Origin of the sequence: Micromonospora sp. TSRI0369, assembly GCF_001905625.1 — a bacterium.
Taxonomy (GTDB): Bacteria; Actinomycetota; Actinomycetes; order Mycobacteriales; family Micromonosporaceae; genus Micromonospora; species Micromonospora echinospora_A.
In genome coordinates, this window is record NZ_LIVU01000002.1 from 602,362 (window position 1) to 614,041 (window position 11,680).

An 11,680-nucleotide genomic window follows, 5' to 3' on the forward strand; every position below is an offset into this window, starting at 1 on the left:
TCGCGCCCGCGCCGACGGGCGGTCGCTCAACACGGTGCGTAGTCCCGCCGATCGGGTCGGCCGGCCACCCGGGCGACGCCGTCAGGCCGGGCGGAGCCAGAGGACGCCGAGCGGGGGGACGCGCAGGGCGACCGACGCGGGCAGGCCGTGCCACGGCACGTTCTCGGCGTGCACCTCGCCCAGGTTGCCCACGCCGGAACCGCCGTAGTGGTGGGCGTCGGTGTTCAGCGCCTCGGCCCACGTACCGGCCGCGGGCAGGCCGATCCGGTAGTCCTCCAGCGGCAGCGCGGAGAAGTTCGCCACGCACACCAGCGTCCGCCCGTCCGGGGCGATCCGGATGAACGACACCGCGTTGTTCGCGACGTCGTCCCCGGCGATCCAGCGGAAGCCGGCCGGGTCGGTGTCCTGCGCCCAGAGCGCCGGGGTCTCCCGGTAGACCCGGTTCAGGTCGGCGACCAGCCGCTGCACGCCCGCGCGCGCCGGATCGTGGGTGAGGTACCAGTCGAGGCCGCGCTCCTCGCTCCACTCCCGGTCGTCGGCCAGCTCGCAGCCCATGAAGAGCAACTGCTTGCCCGGGTGCGCCCACATGTACGCCAGCAGCGCCCGCGTGGTGGCCAGTCGCTGCCAGGTGTCGCCGGGCATCTTGCCCGTCAGCGAGCCCTTGCCGTGCACCACCTCGTCGTGGCTGATCGGCAGCACGTAGTTCTCGCTCCACGCGTACGCCAGGGAGAACGTGAGCTGATGGTGGTGGTGCTGCCGGTAGATCGGGTCCTTCGAGGTGTAGAGCAGGGTGTCGTGCATCCAGCCCATGTTCCACTTGAACCCGAACCCGAGCCCGCCGTCGGAGGTCGGCTTGGTGACGCCCGGCCAGGCGGTGGACTCCTCGGCGATCATCAGCACGCCCGGGTGGTGCCGGTAGACGGTGGCGTTCACCTCCTGGAGGAACGCGATCGCCTCCAGATTCTCCCGGCCGCCGTGCACGTTCGGGGCCCACTGCCCGTCGGAGCGGGAGTAGTCCAGGTAGAGCATCGAGGCAACCGCGTCCACCCGCAGCCCGTCGATGTGGAACTCGTCCAGCCAGTACAGCGCGTTGGCGACCAGGAAGTTGCGGACCTCGTTGCGGCCGAAGTCGAAGACGTACGTGCCCCAGTCGGGGTGCTCGCCGCGACGCGGGTCGGGGTGCTCGTACAGCGGGGTGCCGTCGAAGCGCGCGAGTGCCCACTCGTCCTTGGGGAAGTGCGCCGGCACCCAGTCCAGGATCACCCCGATGCCGGCGGCGTGCAGCCGGTCCACCAGGTACCGGAAGTCGTCCGGGTCGCCGAACCGGGCGGTCGGCGCGTAGTAGCCGGTGACCTGGTAACCCCACGAGCCGCCGAACGGGTGCTCCATCACCGGCAGGAACTCCACGTGGGTGAAGCCCATCTCCAGCACGTACGCGGTGAGCTGCTCGGCCAGCTCCCGGTAGCCGAGGCCGGGCCGCCAGGAGCCCAGGTGCACCTCGTACACGCTCATCGGCTCCTGGTGCGGCGCCTGCCGCGAGCGGCGCGCGAGCCAGTCCGCGTCGCCCCACTCGTACCGTGACTCGTGCACCACCGACGCGGTGGAAGGCGGCACCTCGGTGCGCGCGGCCATCGGGTCGGCCTTGTCCCGCCACCTGCCGTCCGCGCCCAGGATGCGGTACTTGTAGCGGGCGCCCACCGGCATACCCGGCACGAAGATCTCCCACACGCCGCTGGACCCGAGCGACCGCATCGGCCAGCCGTCGTCCGGCGCCCAGCCGGTCACGTCGCCGACGAGCCGCACGGCCCGTGCGTTCGGCGCCCAGACGGTGAACGCGACGCCCTCGTCGAAGACCCGGGCGCCGAGCGCCGCCCAGAGCCGCTCGTGCCGGCCCTCGCCGATCAGGTGCAGGTCGAGTTCACCGAGCGTGGGCGGATAACGGTACGGGTCGTCGTGCGCGGTGCCGTCCACCTCGACCCGGTAGTCGAGCACCTCGCCGGGGAGCACCGCCTCGAAGACACCGGCGTCGTGCACCCGCTTCATCGGGTGCGCCTCGCCGTCGACGAGCAGCGCCACCTCACCAGCGCCCCGGCGCAGCGTCCGGATCGTGGTGCTCCCGCCGGCCGGGTGCGCGCCGAGCACGGCGTGCGGGTCGTGTACCTCGCCGGTGATCAGCTGGTCCATCGGGCGTCGTCCTTGTCGGCCGGTGCGGTCGGGGCGGTGCCGCCGGAGAGGTCGGCGGGTACGTCTTCGACTGTCAGGTCGGGCGCGGCGGTCTCCGGTACGGCCGGCTGCTCCGGCTCGGGCGCGGCCGGGCGGCGCACGGTGAGCACGTGCGCGGGTTGCAGGTACGGGTCGAGGCGCACCGCGTTGCGCTGCCCCCAGTCGTACTCGGCGCCGGTCAGCTCGTCGCGCACGGTGAACCGCTCGTGCCAGTCCAGGCCGAGCGCCGGCATGTCGAGCGTGGTGTTGCCCCACTGCACCTCGCGGGAGTCGAACGAGCAGACCACGATCACCGTGTTGCCGATGTCCGGGTCGTGCTTCGACCAGCACAGCAGCGCCGGGTTGTCGATGTCGTGGAACCGCAGGTTGCGCAGCCGGTGCAGGGCGGGGTTGTCCCGGCGTACCCGGTTCAGCGTGGTGATGAACGGCGCCAGCGACCGGCCCTGCGCCAGCGCCGCGTCCCAGTCGCGGGGGCGCAGCTCGTACTTCTCGTTGTCCAGGTATTCCTCCGCGCCAGGGCGGGCCACGTGCTCGAACAGCTCGAACCCGGCGTACATGCCCCACGAGGGGGACAGCAGCGCCGCCAGCACCGCCCGGATCTTGAACATCGGCGGGCCGCCGTGCTGCAACGACGAGTGCAGGATGTCCGGCGTGTTGGGCCAGAAGTTCGGCCGCATCCAGTCGACCGAGGCGACCAGTTCCTCGCAGTACTCCCGCATCTCGGCGGCCGTCGTGCGCCAGGTGAAATAGGTGTACGACTGGGTGAAGCCGATCCTGCCGAGCCCGTGCATGATCGCCGGCCGGGTGAACGCCTCGGCCAGGAACAGCACGTCCGGGTCCACCTTCTTGACCTCGGCGATCAGCCAGTGCCAGAAGTCGAACGGCTTGGTGTGCGGGTTGTCCACCCGGAAGATCCGGATGCCCTGGCCGACCCAGTGCAGCACCACCCGCAGCATCTCGGCGCGGATGCCCTCGGGGTCGTTGTCGAAGTTCAGCGGATAGATGTCCTGGTACTTCTTGGGCGGGTTCTCCGCGTACGCGATGCTGCCGTCGGCCCGGGTGGTGAACCACTCCGGGTGCTCGGTGACCCACGGGTGATCCGGCGCGCACTGCAACGCCAGGTCCATCGCCACCTCCAGGCCCTGCTCGGCGGCGGCGGCGACGAAGCCGCGGAAGTCCTCCGGCGTACCCAGATCGGGGTGGATGGCGTCATGGCCGCCCTCGGCCGCGCCGATCGCCCACGGCGAGCCCACGTCGTCCGGCCCGGCGGTGAGCGCGTTGTTGCGGCCCTTGCGGTTGACCCGGCCGATCGGGTGGATCGGCGGCAGGTAGAGCACGTCGAAGCCCATCGCCGCGACGCCCGGCAGCCGCTGGATCGCGGTGGCGAACGTGCCGGAACGGGCGGGCGCGTCGACAGTCGCCGGGATCGCGCCCTCCGAGCGGGGGAAGAACTCGTACCAGGCGGAGAAGAGCGCCCGCGGCCGGTCCACCCACAGCGTGCGCTCCTCGCCGGTGGTGACCAGCTCGCGTACCGGGTGCTCCCAGAGCAGGTCGGCCAGATCCAGCGCCGCGGCCACCCGCCGCGGCAGGTCCAGGTCGTCGTCGGTCAGCGCCCGCACGGCTTCGCGTACGCGATCACGGTCGGCCTTCGGCACCAGGTCGAGCGCGGCGGTCAGCACGCGTACGCCCTCGGCCAGGTCGTTCGCCAGCTCGGCCGCGCCCTGGCCGGCGGCGATCTTCTTGGTGACCGCGTTCTGCCAGGTGAGGTACGGATCTTGAAACGCCTCCACGGCGAAGCGCCACAGGCCCACCGCGTCCGGGCGGATGGTGGCGTGCCAGCGGTCCTGGCCGGGCTCGCCCGGGCGCATCCGGGTGAACGGGCGGGCCGCGCCGTCCGGGCCGAGCCAGACCACGTTGCACCCGAGCGCGTCGTGGCCCTCGCGATAGGCCCGCGCCGACACCGGCACGACCTCGCCGACCACCGCCTTGGCCGGGTAGCGACCGCAGGAGACGACGGGGGAGACGTCTTCGATCGGGAACCGTCCAGTCACCCGCTCAACCTACTGCGCGAGATCCTTTCGCGCTCGGTTGCGCGCTGCTTCCACGGCGCCACGCCTTGGCGCGCCGCATGTAGCGCAACACCCCGGCCGGCCCGGTGGAGACGGGCCAGTCGTCGGTGCGGAAGTAGGCGTCCGAGCCACCGTCCAGGAAGATCACCGAACCGCAGAGGAAGTCGGCGGCCGGCGACAGCATGAACGCGACCCAGTCGCCGACGTCCGCCGGCCGGCCGCGCCCGCCGATCGGCACCGGCAGCCCCTCGACCGCCTCCTTCTCGCCCCGGGCGATCTGCTCCTCCAGCAGCGGAGTGGCGATGATGCCGGGGGCCAGGACGTTCACCCGGATGCCGGCGCCGGCCCACTCCGGCGAGATCGCGGCGCGGCGTGCCCACCGCGTCACCGCCAGCTTCGAGCTCGCGTACGCGAACGGCGCCGAGCGCTTGCCGAAGCGCCCCACCACGCGCAGCGCCCGGTCGGCGTCGCGGTCGAGCAGGGCCCGTACGGCGCGCTCCGGCACCATCGGGGTGAGCGTGACGGAGTTCGAGCCGAACACCACGACCTTGCTGTTGCCGGCGGCGGCCAGCGTCGGTCGCCACGCCTCGAGCAACTCCACCACGCCGAAGAAGTTGACCTGCTGCACGAGCCGGTCCCGGCCGGGGATGCCGCCGAGCCCGGCGGCGCAGACCGCCCCGTCGAGCCGCCCTCCGGCGCGCTCCAGCACCTCGGTCGCAGCCGCCGCGCGCCCGGTTGGCGTGGAGAGGTCGGCGACGACCTCCACGTCCCGCAGGTCCACGCCGACGACGGTGTGCCCGTCGCGCCGCAGCCGCTCGGCGGACGCCCGGCCCATGCCCGAGGCCGCGCCGGTCACCGCGTACGTACCCATGTCGGTTCCTCTCCACTTCGCCGACGGTCGGCCCGGGCCGGCCCCGTGCGTCCTGCCGGATGCTGGCACGCCGGGCGGCCCCGGGTGCGGCGATCGCGACAAAACCGTCCCTATTCCGCCGTCCGGCGGGCCGGGGCCTGGTCGGCGGCGGGGAGCTTGCCCGCCGCGTGCCGCCCGACGATGTAGCCGTAGACCAGGCCCTGGCCGATGGTCGCCCCGGCCCCCGGGTAGGTGCGGCCGAAGGCGTTGGCGGCGGCGTTGCCGATCGCGTACAGCCCCGGGACCGGGTTCCCCGCGTCGGACAGCGCCCGGCCGAGGCCGTCGGCCCGGATCCCACCGCAGGTCCCGAGGTCGGACAGGACGACCCGGACGGCGTACAGGTTGCCGGCCAGGGGCCGCAGGTTCGGGTTCGGCGTCACCGTCGGGTCGCCGTAGTAGCGGTCGTACGCGCTGGCGCCACGCGCGAAGTCGTCGTCGACGCCGGCGGCGGCGAGCTGGTTGAACCGCGCCAGGGTGGCGCTCAACGCGTCGGCGTCCACGCCCATCGACCGGGCGAGGTCACCCGGGGTGCCCGCGCGGTGCGCGATGCCCGCCGCGTACCAGGACTTCGGCAGCGGGGCGCGGGGGAACTGCGTGCCGGCGAAGACGTAGCTGTTGCGGTACCGCTGGTCGAAGACCAGCCACATGGCCGGCAGCGCTCCGCCCTCGTGGGCGAGGCCGAGCACCCGCTGCCCGAACGTCATGTAGTCGCAGGACTCGTTGACGAACCGGCGGCCCGTGCCGTCCACCATGAGCGACCCGGGCAGGGAACGCTCGGCGAGGAGCACCGAGGGCGCGCCGTCGCCGACCGGCGCGACGGCGGGGAACCACCACGCCTGCTCCATCAGGTCGGTGCCGGCGCCCGCCTCCTGGCCGGCGCGGATCCCGTCGCCGGTGTTGCTGTCCGCGCCGAGGCTCCAGTCGCCCAGGTCGCGGTGGTGGTGGGCGTGCCGCAGCGGCAGGTCGTGGTCGAAGCCGCCGGTGGCGAGCACGACACCCCGCTCGGCCCGTACGGCGAACGTCGTCTCCCCGTGGCGCAGCTCGGCCCCGACGACCCGGTCCCCCTCGACCAGGAGCCGCTCCAGCGCCGTCTCGGTCCAGACCGGGATGCCGGCGCGGCGGACGCCGGCGAAGAGGCCGGCGGCGATGGCCTGGCCGCCGGCGGCGTACTCGCGCCCGAGCGCGAGGCCGCCGAGGCCCTGGGCGAGGCGGGTCACGATGCGGGGCAGCGCGCGAACCGGGGTCTTCGCCATCAGGTTGAGCCACTTGTAGTCCGCGCCGGTGACCGGCATGGGCACTGGTGCGGAGAGGACGGCGGGACGCAGCCGCGCGCGGTCGGCGCCGAGGAGCTTCAGGTCCAGCGGGCGGCACTCGCAGCTCCGGCCGGCGGCGGTGCCGCCGGGCAGCTCCGGGTGGTAGTCGGAGTAGCCGCGGGCCCAGAGGAACCGCATCGGGGTGGTCCGCGTGAGCATCTCGATCGTGGCGGTGCCGTGCTCGAGGAAGCTGCGCCAGCGCTGTTCGGGCGCGGAGCCGTCCACGACGGCCTCCAGGTACGCCGCGCCGCGCTCGGGCGTGTCCCCGGAGCCCTCGGCGGCCAGCACGGGATTGGCCGGGATCCAGAAGGCGCCGCCGGAGCGCGCCGTGGAGCCGCCGACCCAGCGCGACTTCTCCACGACCACGACGGAGAGGCCGGCCTCGTGGGCGCTGAGCGCGGCGGCGAGGCCGGTGCCGGAGCCGATCACGACGAGGTCGACCGAGGTCGGCCGGGGCTGCCGGGGTACGGACATCAGGAAACTCCTTGCTACGGGGCGACGACGGGGCGGGTGCCGGCGGCGACGAGCGCCGCCGTCCCCTCGGCGTCCAGGGGGCAGTGGGTGCCGGTGAAGATGCTGGCGGCGCAGAGGTTGCAGTGGGTGCAGCGCGACCGGGTGGCGGCGTCGCGGCTGATCTTGTTGATCAGGTCCGGCTCCCTGAGCAGGGCGCGGGCCATCGCGACGTACTCGAAGCCGTCGCTCATGGCCGTGCGCATCCCGTCGAGGTCGGTGACGCCGCCGAGCAGGATCAGCGGCATGGACAGCTCGCGGCGGAACTGGAGCGCGAGGTCCCGGAAGTAGAGCGGCTGGTAGGGGTAGTCGCGGAACAGGAACCGGCCGAACATCTTCATGCCGAGCCGCAGCAGCGGCGGCTGGGGCGCGGCCATCGCCGCGAGCGGGATGTCGCCCCGGAACAGGAACATCGGGTTGAGCAGCGAGGACCCGCCGGTGAGCTCCAGGGCGTCCAGGTGCCCGTCGGCCTGCAGCATCCGGGCGAACGGGATCGACTCGTCGAGGTCGAAACCGGCGCGTACGCCGTCGCTCATGTTCATCTTGGCGATGACGGCCACGTCGTCGCCGACGGCCTCCTTGACGGCGGCCAGGATCCGGCGCGGGAACTCGGCGCGGTTGGCAAGCGCGCCGCCGAACTCGTCCCGGCGTCGGTTGAGCTTCGGCGACAGGAACGATCCGGCGAGGTAGGTGTGGCCCAGGTGCACCTCGACGGCGTCGAAGCCCACCTCGCGCGCCGCCGCGGCGGCGCTGCCGTGTGCGGCCACGACGCGGCGGATGTCGTCGTGCGTCGCGGCGCCGTCGAGGCCCATCGCCAGGGGGTTGAACCGCGCCGACGCGGCGAGCGAGGGCAGCCCGTTCGAGCGGGAGTTCGCCACCGGCCCGGCGTGCCCGATCTGGGCGCTGACCTTGGCGCCGGTGGCGTGCACCGCCTCGGTCAGCCGCCGCAGCCCGGGCAACGCCTCGGGCCGCCAGTAGATCTGGCCCCGTTCGGTGCGCCCCTCGGGCGCGACGGCGAGGTAGGCGACAGTCGTCATGCCGACGCCGCCGCGGCCCACGGCGGTGTGGTACTCGATCAGGCGGTCGGTGACCAGGGCGTCCGGGGTCGCCCCCTCGAAGGTGGCGGACTTGATGACCCGGTTGCGCAGGCGCACCGGACCGAGGGTGGCGGGGGCGAGCGGGTCGGGAATCGGGCGCGTGGTGGTCACGGGGCTTCCTCGGGTGTGGTGATGCGGATGTCCAGCCGGCGCAGCAGGGCGTCGACGGCGTCAGCGGGCGAGCCGTCGGGGCCGCCGCGGGCCCAGTCGTACAGCGCGGCCTGGGCCGCCTCGCGGTACGCGGCGGCGACGGCGTGGTAGATCGCCGTCGGCGCTCCCGGTCGACGCCGGGCGATCTCCCGGGCGAGGGCCTCGGTCCAGGGCGCGTAGGCGCGGGTGGAGGCTTCCGCCAGCTCGGGTTCCTCGGCGACGACCCGCATCCAGTACCCGCCCGCGCTGAGCACGAGCGCGTCGTCGGAGACGGAGGCGACAACGGCGGCGCGCAGCGCGTCCGACAGCGGGATGTCGAGGGGCAGCGTGCGGAACGCCTCGGTCAGCCGCCGGGTGGCGGCGGGCACCCCCACCCAGGCGAGGGCGGCCTTGGACGGGAAGTGCCGCATGAGGGTGCGGGCGCTGATGCCGGTGGCCGCGGAGATGTCGTCCCAGCCGGTGGCGCCGTAGCCGCGTTCGGCCCAGAGCCGCAGGGCCGCGGTGCCGACCGCTTCGGGATCGAGCACTGTGGGCCGGCCACGTCGGCGTCGCACGGGCGGGGGGTCCGAGGCCATGTGACCAGTGAAGCATTTTTGTCAGGAAGCGTCAATAATCGGCGGCCGGCCGACTACGCGCTCCGTGTCTAGCTCGTCCGCTGCGCGACGAACACGAACTCCCGATCGGGGCGATCAGGCGCCTCCCGCACGTCGAGCACCCGGTATCCGGCGACGGTCAGGCTCGACTCGACCTCGTCGCGCTCGCGGAACCGCAGCGTCGAGTCCGACGTGACCACTGCCCCGTCGGCCAGGAACCGGTAGGTGAAGCGGAAGGAGACGAACGGCAGGTCGAGCGCGGTGACCCGGAAACGCCGTTCCACCCGTCCGACGCCCGGGACGGAGCGGATGACCGGGCCGGTATCCGTCGCCCACTGCTCCCAGGCGCGATGTTCGGGACGCCGGGTCTCGAAGACCAGATGCCCCTCCGGCCGGAGCGCGGCGTGGATGCTCTGGAGCGTCCGTCCCCAGTCGGCGTCGGTCAGGAAGACCTGCGCCACGTTCCCGGTCATCGTGACCAGGTCGGCGTCGAGCGAGGGCAGCGCCGCGGCTTCGCCGTGGATCCAGCGGACCGTGCCGGCCTCGTCCTTGGCCCGCGCGACGTCGAGGGACGCCTCGGCCGGGTCGACGCCGACGACCGCGTGCCCGTGCCGGGCCAGCAGGACCGCCAGCGACCCGGTCCCGCAGCCCACGTCGAGCACCGTGCGCGCGCCCAGCTCCCTGGCGAGCGCGAGGTAGACGGCCAGGTCGTCCCGGTCGGAGTCGAAGGCGTCGTAGACCGGCGCGAGGCGCGGATGGGCGAAGATCGCATCGGGCATCGCGCGACCCTACCCAGGCTTGTGACACGTATCATCTGTATTACGTGACGGGAGGGCCGCGATGAGGTTGAACAGTAAGGGGCAGGTGACCATCCCGGCTGAGCTGCGCGCTCGGCTCAACCTGCACGAGGGCGACGAGGTGGACGTGATCGAGGAGGGCGGCGCCCTGCGCATCGTGCGCGTCGATGACGCGGAAACCCGTGGGCGTCGCCTGGTCCGGCGCATGCGTGGGCGCGGCGCTGCTCGAGAGGTCGAGGGCATGTCGACAGATGAGCTGATGGAACTGCTCCGTGGCGAGTGAGCGGATCAGAGCCGTGGCGGGCCGGGCGAACGACACGGTCGCCACTCTGGTGGACACGAACGTCCTGCTCGACATCTTCACCGACGACCCGAAGTGGGCCGACTGGTCGAGCGAGGCCCTGGCCGCCGCGCGTGACGCCGGCCTCCTGGTGATCAACCCGATTGTCTACGCGGAGGTGTCCGTGCGCTTCGCGCGCGTGGAGGACCTCGATGACGCGCTGCCGGCCAGCGACTTTCTCCGCGAGGAACTGCCCTACCCGGCCGGTTTCCTGGCCGGCAAGGCGTACGCGCGGTACCGGTCGCGTGGGGGTGCCAAGGGTTCGCCGATCGCCGACTTCTACATCGGCGCTCACGCAGCGGTCTGCCACTACCGTCTGCTGACCCGCGACAGTAGCCGCTACCGCAGTTACTTTCCCGGACTGACCTTGATCGCACCCGACGACTGACGTCCGGCCGCGGTTGTCAGCCGAGGTCGTACCCGGCCGGGCTGCCGTTAAGAAGGGGCCCTTCCTCTACCCGAGGCGTTAAGAAGGTGCCCTTCCTTACACCCCCACCGAGCGGTAGACCTCGATCGTCTGGCGGGCGATCGCGTCCCAGGAGAAGTGCTCCACCGCGCGCCGCCGCCCCGCCGCGCCGAACGCGGCGATCCGTTCCGGGTCGGCCAGCAGCTCGTTCATACGCGCGGCAAGGTCGGCCACGAAACGCTTCGGGTCCAGCGGGGTGCCGGAGCCGTCACCGGCCTGCTCGATCGGCACCAGCAGCCCGGTCTCGCCGTCGGCCACCACCTCGGGGATGCCGCCCGTGGCGGTCGCCACCACCGCCGTCTCGCAGGCCATCGCCTCCAGGTTGACGATGCCCATCGGCTCGTACACGGACGGGCAGACGAAGATCGTGGCGTGGGTGAGCACCTGGATCACCTCGTGCTTGGGCAGCATCGCCGCCACCCACACCACCCCCGACCGCTTCGCCCGCAGCTCGGCGGCCAGCTCCTCGACCTCGGCGCCGATCTCCGGCGTGTCCGGCGCGCCGGCCAGCAGCACCAGCTGGACGTCGGCGGGCAGTTCCCGGGCCGCGCGCAGCAGGTACGGCAGGCCCTTCTGCTTGGTGATCCGCCCGACGTAGACCACGCTGGGCCGGGACGGGTCGATGCCGAGCCGGTCGAGCACGTCGGTGTTCCGGTCCGGCGCGTACTGCGCGGTGTCGATGCCGTTGTAGACCACGCGGACCCGGTCCGGGTTCACCGCCGGGTACGCGGTGAGCACGTCGCGGCGCATCCCCGCGCTCACCGCGATGATCGCGTCGGCGGCCTCGAACGCGGTCCGCTCGCACCAGGAAGAGAGCGCGTACCCGCCGCCGAGCTGCTCGGCCTTCCACGGGCGCAGCGGCTCCAGGCTGTGCGCGGTCACCACGTGCGGCACCCCGTGCAGCAGCTTCGCGGTGTGCCCGGCCAGGTTGGCGTACCAGGTGTGGCTGTGCACCACGTCGGTGCCGGCCGTGCCGGCGGCCATCTCCAGGTCGACGCCCATGACCCGCAGCGCGGCGTTCGCGCCGGCCAGCGCGGCCGGCTCGGCGTACGCGGTGACGCCCTTCTCGTCGCGCGGCGCGCCGAAGCAGTGCACCCGCACGTCGGCCAGCCGGCGCAGCTCGCGGGCGAGGTATTCCACGTGCACTCCGGCGCCGCCGTACACCTCCGGCGGGTACTCGCGGGTGAGCAGGTCGACGCGCATCGGTGCCAT

The 11,680-nt window shown here is 73.0% G+C and carries 10 protein-coding genes; 2 read left to right on the plus strand and 8 right to left on the minus strand.

Annotation, left to right across the window (positions count from 1 at the left end):
- Positions 1 to 81: 81 nt before the first annotated feature.
- From glgB to AMK25_RS08055, 7 genes are all read right to left on the minus strand, one after another.
- The gene (gene glgB / locus AMK25_RS08025) at positions 82 to 2,184 is read right to left on the minus strand and encodes a 1,4-alpha-glucan branching protein GlgB (RefSeq protein ID WP_073827489.1); all 2,103 of its coding nucleotides are present in this window, start codon (positions 2,182 to 2,184) and stop codon (positions 82 to 84) included.
- A complete protein-coding gene (locus AMK25_RS08030; RefSeq protein WP_073827490.1) occupies positions 2,172 to 4,274 on the minus strand; it encodes an alpha-1,4-glucan--maltose-1-phosphate maltosyltransferase in 2,103 nt (700 codons plus the stop codon). The genes glgB and AMK25_RS08030 overlap by 13 nt, the downstream gene beginning before the upstream one ends.
- A gap of 4 nt (positions 4,275 to 4,278) precedes the next feature.
- Positions 4,279 to 5,163 (minus strand): SDR family oxidoreductase, encoded by an 885-nt coding sequence (locus AMK25_RS08035; protein WP_073827491.1) that lies wholly within the window; start codon positions 5,161 to 5,163, stop codon positions 4,279 to 4,281.
- A 110-nt stretch (positions 5,164 to 5,273) separates the two neighbouring features.
- Positions 5,274 to 6,989 carry a 3-ketosteroid-delta-1-dehydrogenase gene (locus AMK25_RS08040; protein WP_073827492.1) on the minus strand — a complete coding sequence of 572 codons (1,716 nt, stop codon included), beginning with the start codon at positions 6,987 to 6,989 and terminating at the stop codon, positions 5,274 to 5,276.
- A gap of 14 nt (positions 6,990 to 7,003) precedes the next feature.
- Positions 7,004 to 8,233, minus strand: a complete 1,230-nt coding sequence (locus AMK25_RS08045; RefSeq protein WP_073827493.1) for an NADH:flavin oxidoreductase — start codon at positions 8,231 to 8,233, stop codon at positions 7,004 to 7,006.
- Entirely contained in the window at positions 8,230 to 8,826 is a 597-nt protein-coding gene (locus tag AMK25_RS08050) for a TetR/AcrR family transcriptional regulator (protein WP_198937470.1), read from the minus strand. Before AMK25_RS08050 ends, AMK25_RS08045 begins: the two co-directional genes overlap by 4 nt.
- Before the next feature lie 89 nt (positions 8,827 to 8,915).
- The gene (locus AMK25_RS08055; RefSeq protein WP_073827495.1) at positions 8,916 to 9,644 is read right to left on the minus strand and encodes a class I SAM-dependent methyltransferase; all 729 of its coding nucleotides are present in this window, start codon (positions 9,642 to 9,644) and stop codon (positions 8,916 to 8,918) included.
- Positions 9,645 to 9,705: 61 nt separating this feature from the next.
- Between AMK25_RS08055 and AMK25_RS08060 the strand changes: the two genes are divergently transcribed.
- Together AMK25_RS08060 and AMK25_RS08065 are read left to right on the plus strand one after the other, a co-directional pair.
- A complete protein-coding gene (locus tag AMK25_RS08060; RefSeq protein WP_073827496.1) occupies positions 9,706 to 9,945 on the plus strand; it encodes an AbrB/MazE/SpoVT family DNA-binding domain-containing protein in 240 nt (79 codons plus the stop codon).
- Complete coding sequence (locus AMK25_RS08065; protein WP_073827497.1) at positions 9,935 to 10,390, plus strand: type II toxin-antitoxin system VapC family toxin; 456 nt, start codon at positions 9,935 to 9,937, stop codon at positions 10,388 to 10,390. Before AMK25_RS08060 ends, AMK25_RS08065 begins: the two co-directional genes overlap by 11 nt.
- A 96-nt stretch (positions 10,391 to 10,486) precedes the next feature.
- On the opposite strand, the gene glgA is transcribed toward AMK25_RS08065, so the two are convergent.
- Complete coding sequence (gene glgA / locus AMK25_RS08070) at positions 10,487 to 11,680, minus strand: glycogen synthase (RefSeq protein ID WP_073827498.1); 1,194 nt, start codon at positions 11,678 to 11,680, stop codon at positions 10,487 to 10,489.

Excerpts from the sequence above, each read along its gene's own strand:
- glgA (WP_073827498.1), bottom strand. The coding sequence starts at position 11,680 with ATGGCACCGATGCGCGTCGACCTGCTCACCCGCGAGTACCCGCCGGAG.
- glgB (WP_073827489.1), bottom strand. The coding sequence starts at position 2,184 with ATGGACCAGCTGATCACCGGCGAGGTACACGACCCGCACGCCGTGCTC.
- AMK25_RS08040 (WP_073827492.1), bottom strand. The coding sequence starts at position 6,989 with ATGTCCGTACCCCGGCAGCCCCGGCCGACCTCGGTCGACCTCGTCGTG.
- AMK25_RS08060 (WP_073827496.1), top strand. The coding sequence starts at position 9,706 with ATGAGGTTGAACAGTAAGGGGCAGGTGACCATCCCGGCTGAGCTGCGC.
- AMK25_RS08035 (WP_073827491.1), bottom strand. The coding sequence starts at position 5,163 with ATGGGTACGTACGCGGTGACCGGCGCGGCCTCGGGCATGGGCCGGGCG.
- AMK25_RS08055 (WP_073827495.1), bottom strand. The coding sequence starts at position 9,644 with ATGCCCGATGCGATCTTCGCCCATCCGCGCCTCGCGCCGGTCTACGAC.